Origin of the sequence: Limosilactobacillus sp. WILCCON 0051, assembly GCF_039955095.1 — a bacterium.
Taxonomy (GTDB): Bacteria; Bacillota; Bacilli; order Lactobacillales; family Lactobacillaceae; genus Limosilactobacillus; species Limosilactobacillus allomucosae.
The window spans coordinates 236,627-260,996 of sequence record NZ_CP154878.1; the positions used below are offsets into that span (position 1 = coordinate 236,627).

Annotated in this window: 16 protein-coding genes, 2 tRNA genes and 3 rRNA genes; 19 read left to right on the top strand and 2 right to left on the bottom strand. The window is 48.5% G+C overall.

The annotated features are described in order from the left end of the window. Positions 1-10 precede the first annotated feature (10 nt). The gene (locus ABC765_RS01020) at positions 11-355 is read left to right on the top strand and encodes a type II toxin-antitoxin system PemK/MazF family toxin (RefSeq protein ID WP_376751283.1); all 345 of its coding nucleotides are present in this window, start codon (positions 11-13) and stop codon (positions 353-355) included. 54 nt (positions 356-409) lie between these two features. Here ABC765_RS01020 and cbpA read toward each other — a convergent pair whose 3' ends face one another. After that, positions 410-1,054 carry a cyclic di-AMP binding protein CbpA gene (gene cbpA / locus ABC765_RS01025; protein ID WP_033935254.1) on the bottom strand — a complete coding sequence of 215 codons (645 nt, stop codon included), beginning with the start codon at positions 1,052-1,054 and terminating at the stop codon, positions 410-412. Positions 1,055-1,250: 196 nt separating this feature from the next. Here cbpA and pth point away from each other — a divergent pair, with 196 nt between their 5' ends. The 17 genes from pth (at position 1,251) to ABC765_RS01110 (ending at position 21,620) form a co-directional block, all read left to right on the top strand. Then, on the top strand, positions 1,251-1,811 hold the full coding sequence (gene pth / locus ABC765_RS01030; RefSeq protein WP_347980529.1) for an aminoacyl-tRNA hydrolase: 561 nt from the start codon (positions 1,251-1,253) through the stop codon (positions 1,809-1,811). Positions 1,812-1,830: 19 nt separating this feature from the next. Beyond that, complete coding sequence (mfd, locus tag ABC765_RS01035; RefSeq protein ID WP_347980530.1) at positions 1,831-5,403, top strand: transcription-repair coupling factor; 3,573 nt, start codon at positions 1,831-1,833, stop codon at positions 5,401-5,403. A 20-nt stretch (positions 5,404-5,423) separates the two neighbouring features. After that, on the top strand, positions 5,424-5,705 hold the full coding sequence (locus ABC765_RS01040) for an RNA-binding S4 domain-containing protein (protein ID WP_006499415.1): 282 nt from the start codon (positions 5,424-5,426) through the stop codon (positions 5,703-5,705). 137 nt (positions 5,706-5,842) lie between these two features. Further along, positions 5,843-6,205 (top strand): septum formation initiator family protein, encoded by a 363-nt coding sequence (locus ABC765_RS01045; RefSeq protein ID WP_347980531.1) that lies wholly within the window; start codon positions 5,843-5,845, stop codon positions 6,203-6,205. Positions 6,206-6,379: 174 nt separating this feature from the next. Next, a complete protein-coding gene (locus tag ABC765_RS01050; RefSeq protein WP_347980532.1) occupies positions 6,380-6,901 on the top strand; it encodes a S1 domain-containing RNA-binding protein in 522 nt (173 codons plus the stop codon). Beyond that, positions 6,864-8,273: a tRNA lysidine(34) synthetase TilS gene (gene tilS, locus ABC765_RS01055; RefSeq protein ID WP_347980533.1), complete on the top strand. Its 1,410-nt coding sequence runs from the start codon at positions 6,864-6,866 to the stop codon at positions 8,271-8,273. Before ABC765_RS01050 ends, tilS begins: the two co-directional genes overlap by 38 nt. A 13-nt stretch (positions 8,274-8,286) precedes the next feature. Then, positions 8,287-8,826 carry a hypoxanthine phosphoribosyltransferase gene (gene hpt / locus ABC765_RS01060; protein WP_033935260.1) on the top strand — a complete coding sequence of 180 codons (540 nt, stop codon included), beginning with the start codon at positions 8,287-8,289 and terminating at the stop codon, positions 8,824-8,826. Positions 8,827-8,915: 89 nt separating this feature from the next. Next, entirely contained in the window at positions 8,916-11,024 is a 2,109-nt protein-coding gene (ftsH, locus tag ABC765_RS01065) for an ATP-dependent zinc metalloprotease FtsH (protein ID WP_347980534.1), read from the top strand. A gap of 83 nt (positions 11,025-11,107) precedes the next feature. Continuing rightward, positions 11,108-12,013, top strand: coding sequence for an Hsp33 family molecular chaperone HslO (gene hslO, locus ABC765_RS01070; protein ID WP_347952655.1), 906 nt, complete (start codon positions 11,108-11,110; stop codon positions 12,011-12,013). Positions 12,014-12,158: 145 nt separating this feature from the next. After that, positions 12,159-13,340, top strand: a complete 1,182-nt coding sequence (locus ABC765_RS01075) for an MFS transporter (RefSeq protein ID WP_347980535.1) — start codon at positions 12,159-12,161, stop codon at positions 13,338-13,340. Between the two features lie 86 nt (positions 13,341-13,426). After that, on the top strand, positions 13,427-14,464 hold the full coding sequence (dusB, locus tag ABC765_RS01080; protein WP_347980536.1) for a tRNA dihydrouridine synthase DusB: 1,038 nt from the start codon (positions 13,427-13,429) through the stop codon (positions 14,462-14,464). Continuing rightward, positions 14,464-15,966 (top strand): lysine--tRNA ligase, encoded by a 1,503-nt coding sequence (lysS, locus tag ABC765_RS01085; RefSeq protein ID WP_347952658.1) that lies wholly within the window; start codon positions 14,464-14,466, stop codon positions 15,964-15,966. Before dusB ends, lysS begins: the two co-directional genes overlap by 1 nt. 577 nt (positions 15,967-16,543) lie before the next feature. After that, positions 16,544-18,120 (top strand): 16S ribosomal RNA (locus ABC765_RS01090). 197 nt (positions 18,121-18,317) lie between these two features. Next, positions 18,318-21,239, top strand: a 23S ribosomal RNA gene (locus ABC765_RS01095). Positions 21,240-21,323: 84 nt separating this feature from the next. Beyond that, positions 21,324-21,440: ribosomal RNA gene (rrf, locus tag ABC765_RS01100) — 5S ribosomal RNA — on the top strand. Together the 16S, 23S and 5S rRNA genes with 2 tRNA genes alongside form the textbook arrangement of a ribosomal RNA operon. Before the next feature lie 5 nt (positions 21,441-21,445). After that, positions 21,446-21,518 (top strand) — tRNA-Asn (locus ABC765_RS01105). A 29-nt stretch (positions 21,519-21,547) separates the two neighbouring features. Beyond that, positions 21,548-21,620 (top strand) — tRNA-Thr (locus ABC765_RS01110). A gap of 493 nt (positions 21,621-22,113) precedes the next feature. Here the strand turns inward: ABC765_RS01110 and ABC765_RS01115 are convergent. Next, positions 22,114-23,370, bottom strand: a complete 1,257-nt coding sequence (locus tag ABC765_RS01115; protein WP_347980537.1) for a transposase — start codon at positions 23,368-23,370, stop codon at positions 22,114-22,116. Positions 23,371-23,552: 182 nt separating this feature from the next. On the opposite strand from ABC765_RS01115, the gene ABC765_RS01120 reads away from it, so the two are divergent. Then, positions 23,553-24,125: a TIGR01440 family protein gene (locus ABC765_RS01120; protein WP_347963245.1), complete on the top strand. Its 573-nt coding sequence runs from the start codon at positions 23,553-23,555 to the stop codon at positions 24,123-24,125. Positions 24,126-24,370: the final 245 nt, after the last annotated feature.

Genomic DNA, 24,370 nt, shown 5'->3' on the forward strand with positions numbered 1-24,370 from the left:
AATGGGGAAGATACGGATTCAGCGCGGTGACGTTTATCTTGCGGATCTGTCGCCAGTGATTGGCTCAGAACAAGGTGGCGTGCGGCCAGTACTGATTATTCAAAATGATGTCGGTAACCGCTACAGTCCAACGACAATCGTAGCTGCCATTACGGCCCAGCTGACGAAAAGCACCTTGCCAACGCATGTTAAGATTAAAGCAGCCGAATCAGGAATCGCCCATGATTCGATCATCTTGCTTGAGCAGCTGCGAACGATTGATAAGCGACGCTTGAAAAAGTATTTAACGCGCTTTGACGATCAGATCATGAAAAACGTCGACCATGCACTGCACATTAGCTTGAATCTATCGTAAATCAAAAAGATCCAGTCGCTGTTGACTGGATCTTTTTTCATGCTGAATCTGGTTTTAATAGTTGGGATGCAGGTCTTCGATTTCTGGTACTTCAAAGCCTTTGCGATTCAGTCGTTTGACGATTTTATCAACCAAAGCCTGATCAGCACTGGCCGGCAGCGTAAACAGAATCTGCTTGTTGTGAGTCTGGGTTGGGTCAAGGTTTAATGAGATGACGTTGGCAATGTCGGTAAAACGGGTAATTTCTTTGGCTGCCGTTACCAAAGCGCCGCGCTCATCGGGGACCGTTACCGTTAAAACATAGCTGCCAGCATTAATGTTCCAGGCTTCGGCCAGCATGCGCAAGACACGGCTATGCGTCAGGATGCCATAAAAGTGGTTGTTCTCGTCTAAAACGGCAATGTATGGCAGATCACGAATGGTAAAGAAGACATTGAAAAAGGCGGCCTTGATTGAGATAAACTTGGTTGAGTTTTTCAGCAGGCTGGTAACGGGCAGATCCATGTCGCCATGTCGTGATTTATGCCGATAGATGTGCATCTTGTAGATGTTTCCACGAAAAATCGTCCCCGTCTTGTCTAAAACCGGTACGCAGCGAAAACCGGTATTTTCCAAAACGGTCAATGCCTCTGCCAAGGTGGCATCTTCAGGCAGCGTGGTCAGTTGATCCTTGGTTTTGATCAGAGAGTTAAAAATCATGCTATTGCCTCCAATTAAGTTGCAGTCTGTGGATTATCTATCAACATGATAGCACAAGTCGTAATGGTCTAATCAGCAAAAATAGCGTGGGCATTTGCTTTTTGATTGATCGCTACTTGCGGTATAATAATTGCACTGATGCTGGACGGGGTACGGCTCCGTGCGGCCTTTTTGCGTGTAAAGAAAGGTGATTCTAATGAAAATGATCGTAGGATTGGGCAATATTGGTTCACGTTATGATGAAACGCGGCACAACAGCGGCTTTATGGTTGTTGAACAGATCGCGCGCGACTATCAGCTGGGGGCCTTTAGCCATACCAAATACGAAGCCGTGGCCGCCACAGGGGTAATTGACGGTGAAAAAGTAATGCTGGTCAAGCCAACCACGTTTATGAATGATTCTGGTCGTGCCGTTAAGCCATTGATGGACTACTATCAAGTCGATCTGGCTGATCTGGTTATCGTTGCCGATGATCTGGACATGCCAGTTGGCCGCGTGCGTTTGAAGACACATGGCGCTTCTGGCGGCCACAACGGCTTAAAGAGCATCATTCAATACTTGGGAACCAAGAATTTCAATCGGGTCAAGCTGGGAATCGATCATCCCCAAAACGGTACGGTGGTCAGTCATGTGCTGGGCCGCTTTACGCCACAGGAGCGCCCTGCTTTTGATCAGGCCGTGGCGATTGCGGAACAAGCCTTAATCGACTGGGTTCACGGCGAGACGTTTGACCAATTGATGAATCAATACAACTAATCAAAAAGGAGCTGGCATCATGCGTCTGACCGAATTTATCGAATCGACCAGGGATTTTAAAACGATTCTGACAACGATTCGCGATCAAAAAAATCAATTGATTACCGGGATTGCCGGCTCCGCTACGACGCTGTTGCTGGCGGCGCTGCACGAAAAGCTGACGCAGCCACAGCTGATCGTTGTCGACAGCCTTTATCATATGCAGAAGCTGGCGGCTGATCTGGAGAACCTGCTGCCCAATACTGAAATCTATCAGTTTCCAGTTGAAGAGGTACTGGCAGCTGAAGTAGCGACCAGTTCGCCTAACTACCGACTGCAGCGGGTATTGGCCCTCCATGCACTGCAGCAGCAGACGCCCGCCATTGTGATTGCCTCGGTGGCAGGACTGCGCCGAAAACTGATTGCACCAGCGCAGTTTGCTCAGGCCTCGCTGCAGCTGAAACCAGGCATGGAACTGGATCCAACTGAGCTGCGCGCCAAGCTGGGAGCAATGGGCTATCAATATCAGCAGATGGTATTAAGGCCCGGTGACTTTGCCATGCGGGGCTCGATTATTGATGTCTATGCCTTAAATACCGAGCTGCCGATTCGAATCGATCTTTTTGATACTGAGGTTGATTCGCTGCGTACTTTTGATCCGGAATCTCAGCGCAGTCAAGAAAATCTTGCTGAAGTTACGATTCTGCCGGCAACCGACTTTATCCTGCCCATTACGGAGTTTGAACGGGTTGCACAGAAAATGACCAAAGAGCAGGCTGACCTGCAGGCATTGGTTACCGATCAGGAACAAAGACAAGTACTCAATGGTCATTTTGCTGAATTGATTACAGCACTGAAAAAACATGAGCTGCCGGTTGAAATGTTGGAATATGCTGATCTGGTCTATCCTGAGGCGTCCTCGCTTTTAGACTATCTGCCGCCAGCTGGCAGTCTGTATCTGGACGATTGGCCGCGCATTAAAGAAACGGGCCAGCGTCTGGAAAAAGACGAAATGAGCTGGCTGGACGAAAAAATGCAGCGTCATGAACGGGGACAGGCCGGTTTTCTGGGCCATGATCCAGAGCGGCTGGTGGCTGATGATGCCCATGCTCAGACCTACCTGGCGCTGTTTAAAAAAGGAATGGGTGCCAAACGGTTTGCCGCGCTGACTGATTTAAAGACACGTCCCATGCAGCGCTTCTTTGGTCAGATGGCGCTTTTGAAAAGTGAGCTGCAGCGCTGGCAGGCTCAGGGCGAAACGATTGTCTTACTGGCGCAGAGTCAAGAGCGTCGCCAGCAGATGGCTAAGACGATGGCTGAATTTGGCGTCAAGGCCGTTGAGACGCAGCCTGAACAGCTGTTGGAGCATCAGACGCAGCTGACGGCCATGACTCTGGCAAACGGGTTTGAATATCCACAGGCCAATCTGGTCGCCATTACTGAAAACGAGATGTTTGCTCAGGTCAAACAGCGACAAGTGCGGCCACAGAAACTGGCTAACGCGGAACGGCTCAAAAGCTACGCCGACTTAAAGCCCGGTGACTATGTCGTTCATGTCAACCATGGGATTGGGATCTTTTCCGGCATTAAGACGATGACGGTTGATGGAGCCAATCAAGACTACATGGTGATCAACTATCGCAATCACGCGCAGATCTTTGTCCCAGTCACGCAGCTGGATCTGGTTCAAAAATACGTGGCCAGCGAAGGCAAGGTTCCTCACGTCAATCGGCTGGGCGGAACCGAGTGGGCCAAAACCAAAGCACGCGTTGCCGCCAGAGTCGAGGACATCGCCGATGAGCTGGTTGATCTTTATGCAGCCAGAGAAACAGAAAAGGGTTATGCCTTTCCTAAAGACGACTATCTGCAGGAAAAGTTTGAAGCCGAGTTTCCTTATCAAGAGACGCCTGATCAGCTGCGCAGCATCAAAGAAATCAAAGCCGATATGGAAAGCGAGCGCCCCATGGATCGGCTCTTGGTCGGCGATGTTGGCTATGGCAAGACAGAAGTAGCATTGCGGGCAGTCTTTAAGGCGGTTTTGGGCGGCAAGCAGGTGGCCTTTTTGGTTCCAACCACGATTCTGGCCCAGCAGCATTATGATACGATGAAGAGCCGCTTTGAAGGTTTTCCGATTGAGATTGCTATGATGTCGCGCTTTCGAACGCCTAAACAGCTTAAAGAAACCGAAGCGGGCCTCAAGAATGGCAAGATTGACGTTGTAGTCGGCACGCACCGGCTGCTTAGCAAAGACGTTCAGTTCAATGACCTGGGACTGCTGGTCATTGATGAGGAGCAGCGATTTGGCGTCAAGCATAAAGAACGGCTTAAACAGCTAAAAAACAACATTGACGTGTTAACGCTGACGGCCACCCCGATTCCGCGGACGCTGCACATGTCAATGATGGGCGTGCGTGATCTGTCGGTAATTGAAACGCCGCCTGCTGATCGCTATCCAATTCAAACCTATGTAATGGAACAAAACCAAGCCGCGATTCGTGATGGGGTTCTGCGCGAGCTGCAGCGGGGCGGCCAGGTCTACTATCTGCACAACCGTGTCAACGATATTGAACGAACCGTTGCCGAGCTGCAGGATTTGGTTCCTGAGGCCAGGATCGGCTATATTCATGGCAAGATGACCGAGGCACAGCTGGAAGGCGTCTTATATGACTTTATTCAAGGCGAGTATGACGTTTTGGTAACGACCTCAATCATTGAAACCGGCGTCGATATTGCCAACGTCAACACGCTGTTTGTTGAAAATGCTGATCGAATGGGGCTGTCTCAGCTCTACCAGATTCGAGGACGGATTGGCCGCAGCAATCGCGTTGCCTATGCCTATTTTATGTATCAGCCAAACAAGGTGCTGACGGAACTTGGCGAAAAGCGGCTGGCGGCCATTCGCGACTTTACTGAACTGGGCAGCGGCTTTAAGATTGCCATGCGTGACTTGGCGATTCGCGGCGCGGGCAATCTTTTGGGCAAGCAGCAGCACGGCTTTATCGATTCGGTTGGCTATGATCTGTATGCCGAGATGCTTAGCGAAGCCGTGGCTAAAAAACGTGGCCAGGTTAAAAAGCCGATTGCCAATACCGAAATCGACATCAACGTGGAAGCTTATCTGCCTGATGAATACGTCAGCGACTCGCGGCAAAAGATCGCGCTATACAAACAGGTGCGCCAGGCAAAATCAGATCAGGAGCTGCTTGATCTGCAAGGCGATCTGATTGACCGGTTTGGTGATTATGGCGAACCCGTTGAAAATCTGCTGCTGGTAGGTGAGCTGAAGATGAATGCCGATGCGGCGATGCTGGAATCGATCAAGCGGCAGCGCGATAATCTTGTTTTGACCTTCACCAAGGCCGGCAGTCGTGCCATTAAGCCTCCTGAAATCATCAAGGCTCTGGCAGCGACGCGGTTTAAGGCGACGATGGGCCAGACCGATGATGGCCGGCTGACCGTCAGATTGATCATTCAGCCTAAGATGACCCAAAAAGACTGGCTCAAGCAGCTGATCGTCTGTGTGCGCGGCATCAATCAGGCGCTTAACGATGCCGATGATGTCGATAATGATGCCAAGCAAGATTCAAAAGACAAGCAAGAAAAAAAGTCATGATCAGGAAAGGAAATAGATAAATGCGGTTAGACAAATTTTTAAAGGTTTCTCGAATCATCAAGCGGCGAACGGTTGCTAAAAAGATTGCCGATCAGGGACGAATTCTGGTCAACGGCAAGCCGGCAAAATCGTCCAGCAGCGTTAAGGCTGGCGATGAGCTGACCATTCAGTTTGGCAACAAAACCGAGACCGTCCGAATTGATCAGATTATTGAGACTACCAAGAAGAGCGAAACGGATCAGATGTATACCATTATTGATGAAAAATTTGCCGAGGACTTCAGCAATCCATTTGACGATTAGCCTTAGATCTGAAGCGGTTATGCCGTTTAGACTCGATTAACCAAAAATGATTCAGCAGATAATTTAGGATTAGGTTGGACAGTTGCTAAAAAATCCTGTTATACTTTGGACAATAATTACAAGGTGAGGAATTCTCAATGAAAGGTCGCAATGTCTACAGTCTTGATACGCCATACGCTCAGCAGAAAACTGCTCAGCAGGCGGCGGATAAGGCCTATGCTCGAAAAATCCATAAGCACCGCTTTTTAGCAATGATCGGCATAATTAGCGTTTTTGTCCTGGTGTTTGGCATTCAGATCTGGAAAAACCAGCGACAGCTTGGCCGGGTCAATGCTCAGATTCAACAGACGCAAACGCAGCTGAACAAACAGAAAAGCAAGCAAAAGCAGCTGAACAGTCATATTAAAGAGCTGAATGATCCTGAATATCTTCAACAGCTGATTCGTTCCAAATACAACTACGCTAAAAAAGGCGAAACGATTTATAACTTTGCTAATTAAGCTAAAAGCGCTTTAAAAATCGTGACAGCGTTTAACTAACGATGTAAGAAAGCGGTTTTAGCTTTTTTTGTTCGCTTTATCGCGATAATTGTTCACTTGTAACAATGTTGATTTATGTTATACTCAAAACTGTAAATAAATGATTAATTTTTAATGAGGAGGGCCAGCTAGTTCATGGCAATTGAAGAAGGAGCAAAGGTTTCAGGGAAGATCTCAGGTATTACTAATTTCGGGGCTTTCGTTGATCTAGACGACAACCAGACGGGATTGGTTCATATCAGTCAGATTTCTGATCGCTTCATCAAAGACATTCACGACGTTCTGTCAGTCGGCGATACGGTAACTGTCAAGGTAATGAAGATTGGCAGTGATGGCAAGATCGCCTTATCGATGAAGGAAGCTCAACCTAAGGAAGAACGTCACCACCATGAGGAGCGCGAAAACCATCGCGAACAGGGACACGGCTTCCACGAACGACGTCATGATGAAGAGGCTCATGGTCATGCTCATACTCAAGAGCGCCATGAATTTAACCATGTACCACAGCGCGGCTTTTCTGGGGCTCGTCATCACCGGCAAAATGACAGCTTCGACAATATGCTGGCCAGTTTTATGAAGGAAAGCGAATCACGCCTGTCAACGCTGAAACGGCAAACGGATGGCAAGCGTGGCGGCCGTGGCGGTCGTCGCAGCTAAAATGAATCTTCAACAACAGATTAAGCGGCGTCTGACAGGGCACCGCTTTTTTGAATCAGCTGCTCCCTTGGTAGTTGCCGTTTCCGGAGGCGTTGACTCAATGGTGCTGTTGGACGTGATGCAGCAGCTGGTTGATCCAAGACGATTGATCGTCGCCCACGTCAACCATGAATTACGCAAACAGAGCCAGCAAGAGGAGACCTTTTTAAAAAGCTACTGTCAAAAGCACCAATTAAAGCTGGCAGTCAGACACTGGCCGATCAAAGAACATCCGCAAACCGGGATTGAGGATGCCGCGCGGACAATGCGCTACCGCTTTTTTGCCCAGACGATGCATGAACATCAGGCTGATTTTCTTTTGACCGCGCACCACGCCAATGATCAGGCCGAGACAATGCTGATGAAGATGGTCAGGGGAGGGCAGCTGACGGCGCTGGCTGGGATTGAAGATGAGCGGCCGTTTGCTGGTAAAACGCTGCTCAGACCGCTTTTGACCATTCCCAAGGATCGGCTTTATGAGTATGCCAATATGCATCAGTTAACCTGGTTTGAGGATAATACCAATCAGGACCTTGCTTTGACGCGCAATCGTTTTCGAAATCTGATCGTTCCTGCCATGATCAAAGAGAATCCGCGTTTTTTGGCGCATATGACGGCGTGGCATGAACAGTTGAGCGATCTGCTGGCTTTTAGTCAAAACAGCTTGGCGCAGCTTCTGGCGCAGATGACGACGACAAATCAGCTGCAGCTGGCAAAGTATCGACAGCAGCCGCAGTCCAGTCGCCGGCTGTTAATGCTGCAATGGCTGAAGAATCAGGCAGTCTATGACCTGACTCAATCACAGCTCATGCAGATCGACCAGCTGCTAAACGATGACAAAAAGCCGCAGCAGATCATGCAATTGCCAAATGACCATTGGCTAGTGAAAGAATATGATGTCTGTTGGCTTAAAAACGCGGCTAAAAAGGTCGATAATTCGCAAAAAAAGTCCGCAGCTGTGGTAGAATTGGGCCAATGGCATGAAATCAACGATGAATTGACGTTTGGGGTCTTTAGTAAGGATCAGCTGCCTAAAGATGCTATTGAGCTGGCCAGATTCAAGCTGCCGTCTGATGCCTTGCCGCTGCGATTAAGAAGCTGGCAAAAAGGTGATCGGCTGCGCTTAAAAAGTGGTGGCCATCAAAAGGTTCGGCGCGTCTTGATCAACGACAAGGTACCGCAGCTGCAGCGTCAGGAGCAACTGGTTTTGACTACGGCTGCTGAGACGGTGCTGTGGGTAGTTGGCCATAAGTTCGCCTGGCTGGATGAGTCAAGCGGCGCTGCTGAAGGCCAAGAATGCCAAATCATCGTAGTTGCCCAACGAAAATGCTAAAAGGAGCAGATAAATGAACAACGATATTGAACGCGTCTTGTACAGCACTGAAGAGATCAATGCTGCCGAGGATCGGCTGGCTAAGCAGATCAATGCTGACTATGCCGACAAAAAGCCGCTGGTGGTTTCGGTTCTGACTGGCGCGGCGCCTTTTTCGGTTGATATGTTTAAAAAGATGACCTGTTACGCCCAGCTGGACTTTATTGACGTTTCCAGCTATTACGGCGGTACCGAGTCGACTGGAACGATCAAATTGATTCACGACTTGAAGGCTGATCTGGAGGGCCAGGACGTCTTGATCATGGAAGATATCGTCGACACTGGCCGCACACTGCGCTATCTGGTTGATCTGTTAGGCGAGCGTGGTGCCAACAGCGTCAAGGTATGTACGCTGCTGGATAAGCCAGAGGGCCGCAAAGTCGAAATCGAGGCTGACTATGTTGGCTTTGTCGTTCCAAACGAGTTCTTGGTTGGCTATGGCCTTGACTACCAGGGCTACTATCGAAACCTGCCATACGTAGGAATCCTGAAGCCTTCCGTATATAGCAAATAGTTGATCAAATAATGGTCAATGATAGTCAATTATGCTATCATTTAGTCCATCAAAATAAATTAAACATTGCCGTTGGATAGGAGGTTGTTATGAACAACAATCGTAAAAATAATGGATTCGCTCATAACGTGCTCTTCTATGCGATAATCTTTTTGTGCATTATGGGAATTGCCTACTTCTTCTTTGGGGGGAGCAGTACGGATACGCAAAGCAAAAACGTTTCCCAAAGCACTTTTGTTACCGAATTGAAGGACAATAAGGTTAAGAGCTTCCAACTTCAACCAGACGGCGGAGTCTACAAGATCACTGGTACCTACCGCAAGCCACAGAAGGTCAGCGGCAGCGATGCCGGGTTCTCGATCGTCGGGCAAAAGAGCAGTACCACGACCAGCTTCCAAAGCTCAGTGCTGGACAGCGACGTAACGCTCAGTCAGCTGCAGAAGTATGCTGAAAAGCACAACGTTACCATCAGCACCAAGGCCGAAGAATCCAACAGTCTGTGGATGAATCTGCTGTTTACCATTTTGCCATTGATCATCATGGTATTTTTCTTCTACATGATGATGGGGCAAGCCAGTCAAGGCGGTCGTGGCGGCGGGATGATGAACTTTGGCAAGTCTAAGGCCAAGCCCGCCAATGCCAAGGAAAACAAGGTCCGTTTCTCTGACGTTGCTGGTGAAGAAGAAGAAAAGCAGGAACTGGTTGAAGTCGTTGAATTTCTAAAGAATCCAAAGAAATTCACGCGGCTGGGGGCCAAGATTCCATCTGGGGTGCTTCTTGAAGGGCCTCCAGGTACTGGTAAGACGCTGCTGGCCAAAGCCGTTGCGGGTGAAGCTGGCGTACCATTCTTCTCGATTTCAGGTTCTGATTTCGTTGAGATGTTTGTCGGGGTTGGTGCCAGCCGGGTTCGTGACCTGTTTGACCAAGCCAAGAAGGCGGCGCCATCAATCATCTTTATCGACGAAATCGATGCCGTTGGTCGGCGGCGTGGCTCTGGCATGGGCGGCGGCCACGATGAACGTGAACAGACGCTGAACCAGCTGTTGGTTGAAATGGATGGTTTTAGCGGTGACGAAGGCGTTATCGTAATGGCTGCCACCAACCGGGCTGACGTTTTGGACCCAGCGCTGCTGCGGCCAGGTCGTTTTGACCGGAAGATTCTGGTCGGTGCTCCTGACGTTAAGGGGCGTGAAGCCATTCTGCGCGTTCATGCCCGCAACAAGCCATTGGGACCAGATGTCGACTTAAAGGAAATCGCCAAGCAGACGCCGGGATTCGTGGGTGCCGATTTGGCCAACCTGCTGAATGAGGCGGCATTGCTGGCTGCACGGCGCAATGAAAACGAGATTTCAGCAGCTGATGTTGATGAAGCTGAGGACCGCGTAATTGCTGGTCCAGCCAAGCGTGATCGGGTCGTTTCGCCAAAAGAACGCGAAACCGTTGCCTACCACGAAGCCGGCCACACGATCGTTGGGCTGGTCTTAAACGATGCACGGGTTGTTCATAAAGTAACGATCGTACCGCGTGGCCGCGCCGGCGGGTATGCAATCATGCTGCCGCGTGAAGACCAGATGCTGATGAGCAAGAAAAATGCTGAAGAGCAGATTGCTGGTCTGATGGGTGGTCGTGCAGCTGAAGAAATCATCTTCCATTCACAGTCGTCTGGAGCTTCCAATGACTTTGAGCAGGCAACGCAGATTGCGCGGGCCATGGTTACCCAATACGGGATGAGCGACAAGATCGGTCCGGTTGAGCTGCAGAGCTCTGGACAGGTTTTTGCTGGCCAAGGCTATGATCAGGCGGGCTACTCAGAACATACGGCTGCCCTGGTTGATGAAGAAATCAAGCGGATCTTGAATGAAGGTCATGAACAAGCGCTCCATATCATTGAGACGCACCGTGAACAGCACAAGCTGATTGCCGAGGCGCTGCTCAAGTATGAAACGCTGAACGAAAAGCAGATTCTGAGCCTGTACAAGACTGGGAAGATGCCGGAAGCCGATATTGAAGCTGCTGAAGATGAACAGCATGCTGCAACTTTTGAAGAGTCCAAGCGTGCTTTGGAACGTCGCGAAACTGAAAAAGTAGCAGACGACCATGACAACGATGCTGAATCGGATCATGATTCACAAACGCCAGACAGCTCAGCTTCAAACGATCAAAATGACCACCATGACGATCATGATGATCAGGCATAATTGCCAATTAACAGGAGCGTTTTTGACCACTGGTCGCCGCTCCTGTTTTATTATGTAATCAAAACTAGAAAAGGTGACCAACAATGGAAAACAATGACTATTTAGTAAAAAGCATGACTAAGGATGGGATGTTTCGTGCGTATGCAGTGCGTGCTACCAACCTGGTTGAAAAAGCTCATGAGATTCACGATACCTGGAGTGCCAGCTCGGCAGCTTTAGGACGCACCCTTATCGGTACGCTGCTTTTATCAACGTCCAGCTTGGATGAAAAAGCCGGCATGACGGTGAAGATTCAAGGCAATGGGCCAGTTGGCTACATCGTCGCTGATGGTACGGCTCATGGCGAAGTCAAGGGCTATATGAAAAATCCACATGTCAATCTGCCATTGAACGATGCTGGCAAGATTGATGTTGCCGGTGCGGTTGGCCGCCAAGGAACGCTTTCGGTAACAACGATGACGCCAGGCGACAAGACGCCTTATACCGGCGAGGTTGATCTGATCTCAGGCGAGCTGGGTGATGACTTTACCTACTATCTGGCCAAGTCAGAACAGATTCCCTCGGCAGTCGGCTTGTCGGTCTTTGTTGAAAAAGATGATTCGATTAAGGCAGCTGGTGGATTTATGGTCCAGGTAATGCCCGGTGCCAGCGATGAGGCCATTACCAAACTGGAAACGGCCATTAAAGGCATGCCGAGAGTATCGGATCTGCTTTTGGAAGGCAAGACGCCAGAAGACATCCTGCATCTGCTGTTCCCTGATGAAGAACTCAAGATGCTGCAGACGATGCCGGTATCATATGCCTGCCACTGCAACAAGAATCGTTTTGCACATGCCCTGGCAACAATCAAACCAGCTGATCTAAAGGAAATGATTGAACAAGACGAAGGTGCTGAAATCGTCTGCCAGTTCTGCGGCAAGAAGTATCAGTTTGACAAGCAGGACTTGGAAGTAATCTTAAAGCAGGCTACCAGCAGCGACCAGGCATAGTCAATTAAAATCCCGCGCTCATCAGCTGAGCCCGGGATTTTTTGTTGTTTTAGATATTTTTAACAGCGAGCTGCCCGATCTTGATTGACATTTTGAATCTGACCACTGAAAATTAAGGCAATTTGTCAAAAGATGGGTGAACGATTTGAAAGACGATTTGTTTAAATGGCTGGGCGGACTGGCCTTTCTAAATAACGTTGGCTATAGCTGCGTATGGCCGGTGACGACGATCTATATGCATGATCAGCTGCATCAGTCATTGGTCCTGGCTGGGGTGGTTCTGCTGTGCTATTCCAGTGCCAACGTAATCGGCAGTATTGCAGCAGGCAGCCAATTTGATCGTGGGCATACGTTTGGCTTAAACCTTTTTGGCCAGCTGATTACGCTTCTGGCCGTAACGCTGTTGATCTTTATGCATGGCTGGCCAAGCTATCCCATTTTGTTATGCATTTTTGGTTTTGGCAATGGCTGGATTTTAACCTTGATCAATTCAATGGGTACCAGAGTCAAAAAATATCCCAGCGTTAAGGTCTTTAATCAACTTTATCTGGCCGAAAACATCGGTCTGGTAGTCGGTACGGGACTGACTGGCTTTATCTATGAACAGGGAATTGGCTGGCTGTTTGCGCTGATTGCCGGGATCTATCTGGTCAGTCTGATTATCGTTGGCATAAAGTTTGCTAAGGTTGAGCTGCATGGTGAGTGCCCAGTCAGACAAACTGGTACCGCATCAGCTGACCTGACTGGCAAGAGCAATCTTTTCGTAATCATCGTTTTGCTGCTCGGGCTGGTAGTCGTCTGGGTCATGTATGAACAGTGGATGAGCAATCTGGCAGTCTATCTAGCACGGTTCGGCATTTCAACGGGACGCTATGGCATGCTTTGGACGATCAATGGCATTTTGATCATTATTTTTCAGCTGCTGCTTGACTGGATTGGCCGCTACCATGCGACGCTTGATCTTCAAGTGATTCTGGGAGCCTTTTTTATGGCTGGCTCGTTTATGCTGCTGCTTTTTGCGGCTCGCTATGGGCAGTTTGTCTTGGCGATGGTCGTGCTGACGCTGGGCGAGTCGCTTTTGATTCCAGGAGTGCCGGCATATGTCAATCGCTTGTCGCCGGTTGTTCAAAAAGGGCGCGGACAAGGGATGGTCAATGCATTTTCATCGATTGGCAAGGCGATTGGTCCGCTGTTTGGCGGTTTGGTCATTGAAAGACTGGGCTATTTCAGGTTATTTGCAATCTGTACGGCCGCTGATCTGGTTGTCGGTATGATGATCGGAATAGTGCTGCTGATTTTACGTCGCAGACTGCAGACCTATGATTAAATTGGAATTGCTGAGGGTCTGGCTTGCTAATGTGGCAATGATTAGGCTACAATCGTTTTGATTGCAATTTTAAGGAGGATATTTTTGTGGAATGGCAAATTGGCAATGTCACGATTCCCAATCAAGTCGTAGTAGCTCCCATGGCTGGAGTTACCAATTCTGCGTTCCGCGTCATCTGTAAAAAGTTTGGCGCTGGCTACGTGGTCTGCGAAATGATTTCTGATCGCGGCATTATGTACCACAACAAAAAGACCCTGTCGATGCTGAAGGTTGAGCCGATCGAACATCCGATGGGCATTCAGATTTTTGGTGGTACAAAAGAGACTTTGGTTCAAGCAGCCAAATTCATCGATGAAAATACCGAAGCTGATGTGATTGACATCAACATGGGCTGTCCAGTCAACAAAGTCGTTAACACCGATGCCGGAGCAAAATGGCTGTTGGATCCAAATAAAGTCTATGAAATGGTTTCTTATGTCGTTGATGCCGTTAAAAAACCAGTTACGGTCAAAATGCGGATCGGCTGGGATGACAAGCACATCTATGCCGTCGAAAACGCCTTGGCAGCCGAGCGTGCCGGTGCCCAGGCAATCGCCATGCATGGTCGAACTCGCAAACAGATGTATACAGGTCACGCGGATTGGAATATCCTAAAAGAAGTGGCCAATGCATTGACGATTCCGTTTATGGGCAATGGTGACGTTAAAACGCCAGAAGATGCCAAACGGATGCTGGATGAGACGGGAGCAACCGCAGTCATGATTGGTCGGGCAGCAATGGGTAATCCATGGATGCTTAAGCGGACGGCTCATTATCTGGAAACGGGTGAACTGCTTCCAGAAGCTACGCCAGAGCAAAAAATCGCGATGGCCAAGGAGCACTTGGCTGGCTTGGTAGAATTAAAAGGCGAGCATGTTGGCGTTCGTGAGTTCCGGGGACAATCAACCTTCTACATCAAGGGAATTCCCCGGGCGGCCAGAACAAAGGCAGCGTTGGTTGAAGCAGAAACGCAGCAGGAAATGATTGATATTTTCGATCGCTTCTTGGAGGAAACACAAAAGCGGGCGGCACAGCAAGCGATGCATCGTGCTCAACGCCAGGCAAAAATTGAGGAGGAAGACTAGTGTCACAAGAACTGGATCAAATGCGCGTTCGTCGCGAAAAGATGGATGAACTCAAAGCAGCAGGAATTGAACCGTTTGGCCGTCGCTACCATCGCGACCACTTGGCTCAGGATCTGCATGAACAATTTGATCAGGTAGATAAAGATGAGCTGCTTGAACAAGAAAACATGGTCAGCATTGCCGGCCGAATGATGCGCAAACGCAGCAGCGGTAAGGCAGGCTTTGCGGATTTCGTTGATCGGACGGGCAAAATTCAGGTCTACGCGCGCAAAGATATGGTTGGCGATGAACAATACCATATCTTTAAGCGGGCCGATCTTGGCGACTTCATGGGGATCAAAGGTGACGTCATCAAGACCAACACCGGTGAACTGACGATTCGTGCGCGTGAGATTACCTTTCTGTCTAAGGCTTTGCGGCCACTGCCAAACAAATGGGAAGGGGTTAAGGATCCAGAAACCATCTATCGTCAGCGTTACCTGGATCTGATTGCCAACCCAGAAAGCTTTAAGCGTTTCCACCAACGGACGGCGATTATCAAGGCAATTCGTAAGTACATGGATGACCATGGCTTTACCGAGGTCGAAACGCCAATCCTGAATACCCAGGCTGGTGGTGCCAATGCACGGCCATTTATTACGCACCATAATGCCTTAAACATTGACATGTATCTGCGGATTGCGACGGAGCTTTACCTGAAGCGGCTGATCGTCGGAGGCTTTGAACGGGTCTATGAACTGGGACGGGTCTTTCGTAATGAAGGGATGGACCTGCAGCATAATCCAGAATTTACAACGATTGAAACCTATGCCGCTTATTGGGATCTGTGGGATGTCATGGATGAAACGGAAGGTATCATTAAGGCGGCTGCCAAGGTAGTCTCTGATGATGGCAAGATTACCTATCAAGGCACTGAGATTGACCTTGGCGGCGAATTCAAGCGGATTACGATGAACGATGCCGTTAAGGAACAGACGGGCATTGACTTTAAGGAAATCGAAACTGATGAGGAAGCTCGTCAGCTGGCGGCAGAAAAGCACGTTAAGTATGAAAAATGGTGGTCAAAAGGTCATATTCTGAGTGCCTTCTTTGACGAATTCGTTGAAGACACTTTGATTCAGCCAACGTTTATCTATGAGTTCCCTGTTGAGGTATCGCCACTGGCTAAGCGGAACCAAGAAAATCCTGAAATGGCAGACCGGTTTGAACTTTACATTGCTGGCGGCGAAATGGGCAATGCTTTTAGCGAACTGAACGATCCAATCGACCAAAAGTATCGTTTTGAAATGCAGGCCAAGGAAAAGGCTAATGGCAACGATGAGGCCGAACCGGTTGATCTGGACTATGTTGAGGCGTTGGAATACGGGATGCCGCCAACTGGTGGTCTGGGGATCGGTATCGATCGTTTGGTAATGCTTTTGACGGATGCCAAGTCGATTCGTGACGTTATTCTCTTCCCAACGATGCGTCCAGAAAAGACTGCTGATGAAGAAGAAAAATAATATTTAGCACACTAAAAACACGTTTGCAGATTTGCAGCGTGTTTTTTTGATATTGGAATTAATAATAAGCAGATGAGTCGTTGATAGGTTATAGATTTCAATCTGAATACCAGTGTGTCTTTAACCACTTTTTGTTCAGCCAATAACGAACTGTATTGGGTCTTATAGAGTGTTAGTTCGTAAACCTAAAATAGATTTAGAAAGTTTGAAAATAACGTTGACGAACCCTTAGGAAACCTGTATAGTATTTATTGTTGTCAAAGCGATTGGATAGCGGCTAGCTGTTCGGACGTTAATGATCAAGAAAAAACTTCTTGACATTACTTTGACAATTTGATATATTAATTAAGTCGCTGATTTGCTTGGCTTTGGAATTAAATAAAATTATGCTTGACAAGCAATTAGAGATTTGATAAAATAATAAATGTTGTTGTTCAACAACATGGTAGACCTTTGAAAACTGAATACAGTTTCGACGAACACAAATGTGTAGGGTCATCAATCATTACGATTGATGCAAAACATTTGCGAAGTCAATTCGCTTAATTTAAATTTGAGCTTTTCAAGTTCTTATATTTTATATGAGAGTTTGATCCTGGCTCAGGATGAACGCCGGCGGTGTGCCTAATACATGCAAGTCGAACGCGTTGGCCCAACTGATTGAACGTGCTTGCACGGACTTGACGTTGGTTTACCAGCGAGTGGCGGACGGGTGAGTAACACGTAGGTAACCTGCCCCAAAGCGGGGGATAACATTTGGAAACAGATGCTAATACCGCATAACAGTTTGAATCGCATGATTCAAACTTAAAAGATGGTTTCGGCTATCACTTTGGGATGGACCTGCGGCGCATTAGCTTGTTGGTAGGGTAACGGCCTACCAAGGCTGTGATGCGTAGCCGAGTTGAGAGACTGATCGGCCACAATGGAACTGAGACACGGTCCATACTCCTACGGGAGGCAGCAGTAGGGAATCTTCCACAATGGGCGCAAGCCTGATGGAGCAACACCGCGTGAGTGAAGAAGGGTTTCGGCTCGTAAAGCTCTGTTGTTAGAGAAGAACGTGCGTGAGAGCAACTGTTCACGCAGTGACGGTATCTAACCAGAAAGTCACGGCTAACTACGTGCCAGCAGCCGCGGTAATACGTAGGTGGCAAGCGTTATCCGGATTTATTGGGCGTAAAGCGAGCGCAGGCGGTTTGATAAGTCTGATGTGAAAGCCTTTGGCTTAACCAAAGAAGTGCATCGGAAACTGTCAGACTTGAGTGCAGAAGAGGACAGTGGAACTCCATGTGTAGCGGTGGAATGCGTAGATATATGGAAGAACACCAGTGGCGAAGGCGGCTGTCTGGTCTGCAACTGACGCTGAGGCTCGAAAGCATGGGTAGCGAACAGGATTAGATACCCTGGTAGTCCATGCCGTAAACGATGAGTGCTAGGTGTTGGAGGGTTTCCGCCCTTCAGTGCCGCAGCTAACGCATTAAGCACTCCGCCTGGGGAGTACGACCGCAAGGTTGAAACTCAAAGGAATTGACGGGGGCCCGCACAAGCGGTGGAGCATGTGGTTTAATTCGAAGCTACGCGAAGAACCTTACCAGGTCTTGACATCTTGCGCCAACCCTAGAGATAGGGCGTTTCCTTCGGGAACGCAATGACAGGTGGTGCATGGTCGTCGTCAGCTCGTGTCGTGAGATGTTGGGTTAAGTCCCGCAACGAGCGCAACCCTTGTTACTAGTTGCCAGCATTCAGTTGGGCACTCTAGTGAGACTGCCGGTGACAAACCGGAGGAAGGTGGGGACGACGTCAGATCATCATGCCCCTTATGACCTGGGCTACACACGTGCTACAATGGACGGTACAACGAGTCGCGAACTCGCGAGGGCAAGCTAATCTCTTAAAACCGTTCTCAGTTCGGACTGCAGGCTGCAACTCGCCTGCACGAAGTCGGAATCGCTAGTAATCGCGGATCAGCATGCCGCGGTGAATACGTTCCCGGGCCTTGTACACACCGCCCGTCACACCATGAGAGTTTGCAACACCCAAAGTCGGTGGGGTAACCCTTCGGGGAGCTAGCCGCCTAAGGTGGGGCAGATGATTAGGGTGAAGTCGTAACAAGGTAGCCGTAGGAGAACCTGCGGCTGGATCACCTCCTTTCTAAGGAATTAATCGGAAACCTGCACATTCGTTGAAACTGCGTTCAGTTTTGAGGGGTCTACCCTCAGCTTGTACTTTGAAAACTAAATAATATTTATTTCTTTATTCACAATTAAACCGAGAACACCGCGTTATTTGAGTTTTATTAACGAAATTAATCGCATACTCAATAACTGAGGTGATCGTAAGATCATCAAGGTTAAGTTATGAAGGGCGCATGGTGAATGCCTTGGTACTAGGAGCCGATGAAGGACGGGACTAACACCGATATGCTTCGGGGAGCGGTAAGTACGCTTTGATCCGGAGATTTCCGAATGGGGAAACCCAATCATCTTAGTCGATGATTGCCTGAGCAGTGAATACATAGCTGTCAGGCGGTAGACGCAGTGAACTGAAACATCTAAGTAGCTGCAGGAAGAGAAAGAAAATTCGATTCCCTGAGTAGCGGCGAGCGAAACGGGAAGAGCCCAAACCAACGAGCTTGCTTGTTGGGGTTGTAGGACTGAACATTTGAGTTACCAAAGTGCGACGTAGTTGAAGTCGTTGGGAAGCGACGCCAAAGATGGTGATAGCCCAGTAAACGAAACGTCACACTCTCAGTTCAGGATCCTGAGTACGGCGGGACACGTGAAACCCCGTCGGAATCCGCGAGGACCATCTCGCAAGGCTAAATACTCCCTAGTGACCGATAGTGAACCAGTACCGTGAGGGAAAGGTGAAAAGCACCCCGGGAGGGGAGTGAAACAGTTCCTGAAACCATGTGCCTACAAGCTGTCGGAGCACATTTACGTGTGACGGCGTGCCTCTTGCAGAATGAACCGGCGAGTCATGATTGCGTGCAAGGTTAAGGTGGAAAAACCGGAGCCGCAGCGAAAGCGAGTCTGAAATGGGCGTACGAAGTACGCAGTTATGTACCCGAAACCAGGTGACCTACCCATGTCCAGGTTGAAGGTGCGGTAAAACGCACTGGAGGACCGAACCCGTATCAGTTGAAAATGGTTGGGATGAGGTGTGGGTAGCGGTGAAATTCCAAACGAACTTGGAGATAGCTGGTTCTCTCCGAAATCTCTTTAGGGGGAGCCTCGAGGTTTAGAATCATGGAGGTAGAGCACTGTTTGGACTAGGGGCCCGTCATGGGTTACTGACTTCAGATAAACTCCGAATGCCATTGATTTTTACTCGGGAGTCACACGGTGAGTGATAAGATCCATCGTGGAAAGGGGAACAGCCCAGATCATCAGCTAAGGTCCCTAAATATATGCTAAGTGGAAAAGGATGTGGAATTGCACAGACAACTAGGATGTTGGCTCAGAAGCAGCCATCATTTAAAGAGTGCGTAATAGCTCACTAGTCGAGTGACTCTGCGCCGAAAATGTACCGGGGCTAAGCATATTACCGAAGCTATGGATGCATCCATCAGGATGCGTGGTAGGAGAGCGTTCCAAGGGCGATGAAGTCAGACCGTAAGGACTGGTGGAGCGCTTGGAAGTGAGAATGCCGGTATGAGTAGCGAAAGACAGGTGAGAATCCTGTCCACCGAATGACTAAGGTTTCCTGGGGAAGGCTCGTCCTCCCAGGGTTAGTCGGGACCTAAGTCGAGGCCGAGAGGCGTAGACGATGGACAACAGGTTGATATTCCTGTACCAGTTGATTGTGCTTGAGTGATGGAGTGACGCAGAAGGCTAAGCGATCCGGACGATTGGAAGTGTCCGGCCAAGCAGCAAGTCAGTTGATGAGTCAAATGCTTATCAGCAGGTTGACAAGCTGTGACGGGGAGCGAAATTATAGTAGCGAAGTCGTTGATGTCACGCTGCCGAGAAAAGCTTCTAGCGAATAATCAACTGCCCGTACCGCAAACCGACACAGGTAGTCGAGGAGAGTATCCTAAGGTGAGCGAGCGAACTCTCGTTAAGGAACTCGGCAAAATGACCCCGTAACTTCGGGAGAAGGGGTGCTGATCGCAAGATCAGCCGCAGTGAAAAGGCCCAGGCGACTGTTTATCAAAAACACAGGTTTCTGCAAAATCGTAAGATGAAGTATAGGGGCTGACGCCTGCCCGGTGCTGGAAGGTTAAAAGGAAGAGTTAGCTTCGGCGAAGCCCTGAATTGAAGCCCCAGTAAACGGCGGCCGTAACTATAACGGTCCTAAGGTAGCGAAATTCCTTGTCGGGTAAGTTCCGACCCGCACGAAAGGCGTAACGATCTGGGCACTGTCTCAACGAGAGACTCGGTGAAATTGAATTGCCTGTGAAGATGCAGGCTACCCGCGACAGGACGGAAAGACCCCATGGAGCTTTACTGTAGCTTGATATTGAGTGCTTGTACTGCTTGTACAGGATAGGTAGGAGCCATAGAAGCCAGGACGCTAGTTTTGGCAGAGGCGCTGGTGGGATACTACCCTTGCATTATGATCACTCTAACCCGCACCACTGATCGTGGTGGGAGACAGTGTCAGGTGGGCAGTTTGACTGGGGCGGTCGCCTCCCAAAAGATAACGGAGGCGCCCAAAGGTTCGCTCAGAATGGTTGGAAATCATTCGCAGAGTGTAAAGGCACAAGCGAGCTTGACTGCGAGACAGACAGGTCGAGCAGGGACGAAAGTCGGGCTTAGTGATCCGGTGGTTCCGCATGGAAGGGCCATCGCTCAACGGATAAAAGCTACCCTGGGGATAACAGGCTTATCTCCCCCAAGAGTCCACATCGACGGGGAGGTTTGGCACCTCGATGTCGGCTCATCGCATCCTGGGGCTGTAGTCGGTCCCAAGGGTTGGGCTGTTCGCCCATTAAAGCGGTACGCGAGCTGGGTTCAGAACGTCGTGAGACAGTTCGGTCCCTATCCGTCGCGGGCGTAGGAAATTTGAGAGGACCTGTCCTTAGTACGAGAGGACCGGGATGGACATACCGCTGGTGTACCAGTTGTTCCGCCAGGAGCATCGCTGGGTAGCTATGTATGGATGAGATAAACGCTGAAAGCATCTAAGCGTGAAACTCGCCTCAAGATGAGATTTCCCATTCCTTATGGAAGTAAGACCCCTCAGAGATGATGAGGTAGATAGGATGGAAGTGGAAGTGCCGCGAGGCATGGAGCGGACCATTACTAATCGGTCGAGGACTTAACCAAGTTTAGGGTGTTTCGATTGAACGTGAGAAGAATAGATATTGTTTAGTTTTGAGAGTGCAAGCTCTCAGTCCTGAAAAGGATTAGTGTGGTGATGATGGCTTGAAGGATACACCTGTTCCCATGCCGAACACAGAAGTTAAGCTTCAACGCGCCGAAAGTAGTTGGGGGATCGCTCCCTGCGAGGATAGGGCATTGCCATGCATTATTCCGGCATAGCTCAGTTGGTAGAGCACCTGACTGTTAATCAGGTTGTCGTCAGTTCGAGTCTGACTGCCGGAGTCATTGAAATACCAATCGGTATTTCTTTTGCCAACTTAGCTCAGCTGGTAGAGCATCTCCCTCGTAAAGAGAAGGTCGTAGGTTCGACTCCTATAGTTGGCATAATAAACATTCGTTAAGTGTTACAAAGCTTGATTTATCAACGTTTTTCGTCGGTATATCAAGCTTTGTTTTTTATTGCGAAAAGTGCTGCACACGGTTTGGCAAGAAAAACTCGAATCTACTAGTTATAACTGAAAAGCTCCGTGCTGGGCTGATGCCCGAGATACGGAGCTTTTTATTTTGGCCAGGCTTGACTCATCGCTTTTAACAGTGGCTGGACGGTATGACGCTCGCTTTTTAGATAGGTACCGTAAATCTCCATTTGATTATTGGGATCGTCAATCTTGACCATAACGCGATCCCCACCTGTCAACCACCATCGGCTAAAGTCGATGGCTTGTGGGCAAACACCCCTGTATTGAGTATCCGAACCACAATTTGCATAGATACGGACGATTTACTCAAACAGCCGCAGTTGCTTGAGCAGTGATCATCTAATTACCAATGCCTTTTACATTCCCAGGTTGCCATAGGAATGAGCCTAGCTTTTTGACTAGGCTTTTTGTTGTTTCTGGAGTCCTTTTTCTAGAATATTTAGTGCTGCATTGTAATCACGGATATGATGAACATGGCACTGTGGACATATCCATTCACGATCTGCCAGTGTCAGCTTTTCGGTTCCGTCACTCCCCATTACAAAACCGCAGTCATGACAGGTTTGGGTCGTGTTTTTAGGGCTGACAGTGATAAATTGACGGTCATAGAGGTCGGCTTTGTATGACAACATGCTAAGAAAGGAACGCCAGCCAACATCACTGATGCTCATTGCCAAGGCATGATTTTTTAGCAGATTCTTACTCCTTAATTCTTCGGCTACAACGAGATCTTGGTTCTTGATCAGTGCTGTAGACGTGCGCTGGAGAAAATCATGGCGGCGGTCAAATACCCGTGCATGGATCTTAGCGACTAACAAACGCTGCTTCTGGTAGTTTTTGCTTTCTCGCAAGGAACGCTGCTCTTTTTTAGCCCGGCGCTGGCGGCGTGAAAGAGTGCGCTGTGCTTTAGCTAATTTTCCCTTGATTGTTCGATAGTAGCGTGGGTTAGCGATGGTTCGACCATCACTGACAGTCAGAAAGTTTTCTGTGTTTAGGTCAATGCCAATTTGCCGATTAGTGCGGCTAAGCTTAGAAACAAACGGTGTATCGGAACCTAATTGCAGCGACAAAAAGAAGCGATCGGCAGCATCTTTGGAAATGGTTACCGTACCAATGCGTGTTTCGCCTTGACGATCCAATAGTCGCTGCTGAGCACCTTTGATCCGCAAACGTCCTAGTTTAGGCACCACAATATGTTTGCGGTCTTCAAAGCAGACGGTACCGTTGTCTAGCCGGGCCGTCTTTTGTTTTGGATATTGACAGTTGGTCTGGTATCGCCAGGCATAGCTTTTACGATGAAATTTTGGCACACCGGCTTCATGAACCTTGCGAAAAGCGTTCCAAGCCTTGTGATAGTTTTGAATGGCATTAGCCTTAGCAAGACTGTCAATGCGCTTATCTTCTAAAAACTGGAAATGATTTGACATCTGCTTAGCGTTTTGACGAAGCTTTAGCTGTTGGATCCGATCTTGAACCGTATCAATCGACAGTTTTACTCGGTTTAATTGCCAGAGTTCTTTACCGATCGCAACCATCTCATTATAGACGAAACGACTGGCATCGCTGTTAACCTTGATTATTTGTTTCTGGTAATCACTCGGATAGATACGAACCTTCAATCCATAATGATATTCTAACTGTGCCATTGACTTCATTTTTTCACCTCCTTTAATTGGATTATATCATCAGCTAATGCCTATGACGATTGAGGTGTTCTTAATGACTAAAGTCACGGGATTTTCGGCTAGGCATAATTAAACATTATTGGTGGTCTTTCTTAAGCATAATTAAAATTTGATGATATAATCACTTAAAAGACATAAGAGAGGCGAAAAACATGAGCGACGTGGATATTGAAGAGATTCGCTTGCTAACGAAAAAGGGACTCAATGAGCTGCTGGAACAGGCCCATCTGGAACCTGATGATCTGTTTGTCTTGGGCCTAAGTACCAGTGAGGTTCAAGGCAAGATGATCGGCAAGCATTCCAACATTGAAATTGGCCGGACGATCGTCAAAACGATTATTGAGACTTTAAAACCGCTGGGCGTTCATTTGGCCGTACAGGGATGCGAGCATTTAAACCGAGCGCTGGTGGTTGAAAAATCTGTTGCCAAGGCTAAAGGACTCGAGATCGTCAGTGTCTTCCCTCAGATCAATGCTGGTGGCGCTGGTCAGATTGCTGCCTTTGAAAACTTTACTGATCCCGTTGAAGTCGAACATGTTATTGCCAATGCTGGTATGGATATCGGCGATACGTTTATCGGCATGCATGTTAAGTTTGTCCAGGTGCCAGTTCGTACTTCGGTTAAGGAGATTGGTCAGGCCCACGTGACTTATCTGCGCACGCGGCCTAAATATATTGGCGGACCACGGGCAAAATACGAGTGGGATCCCTTCAATGAAAAATAAAACGGAACAGGTGCTTGAAATTGTGCATGTGCATGATTTTAAGCACTTTTTTTAGTTAAAATCTCAATAGATAATTGTTATCGCTTACAATTGTCTTTAATGATAATTTTATTAACTAACAATATAGATTAGCATTCAATTTTAAAATTTTGTGAACATTTATTACTTTTTAAGACGATGCGCAAACGATTTCAAAATGCCTTGATATCACGATTTACCTCTTGGAATACCGGCACTTGGTTTGA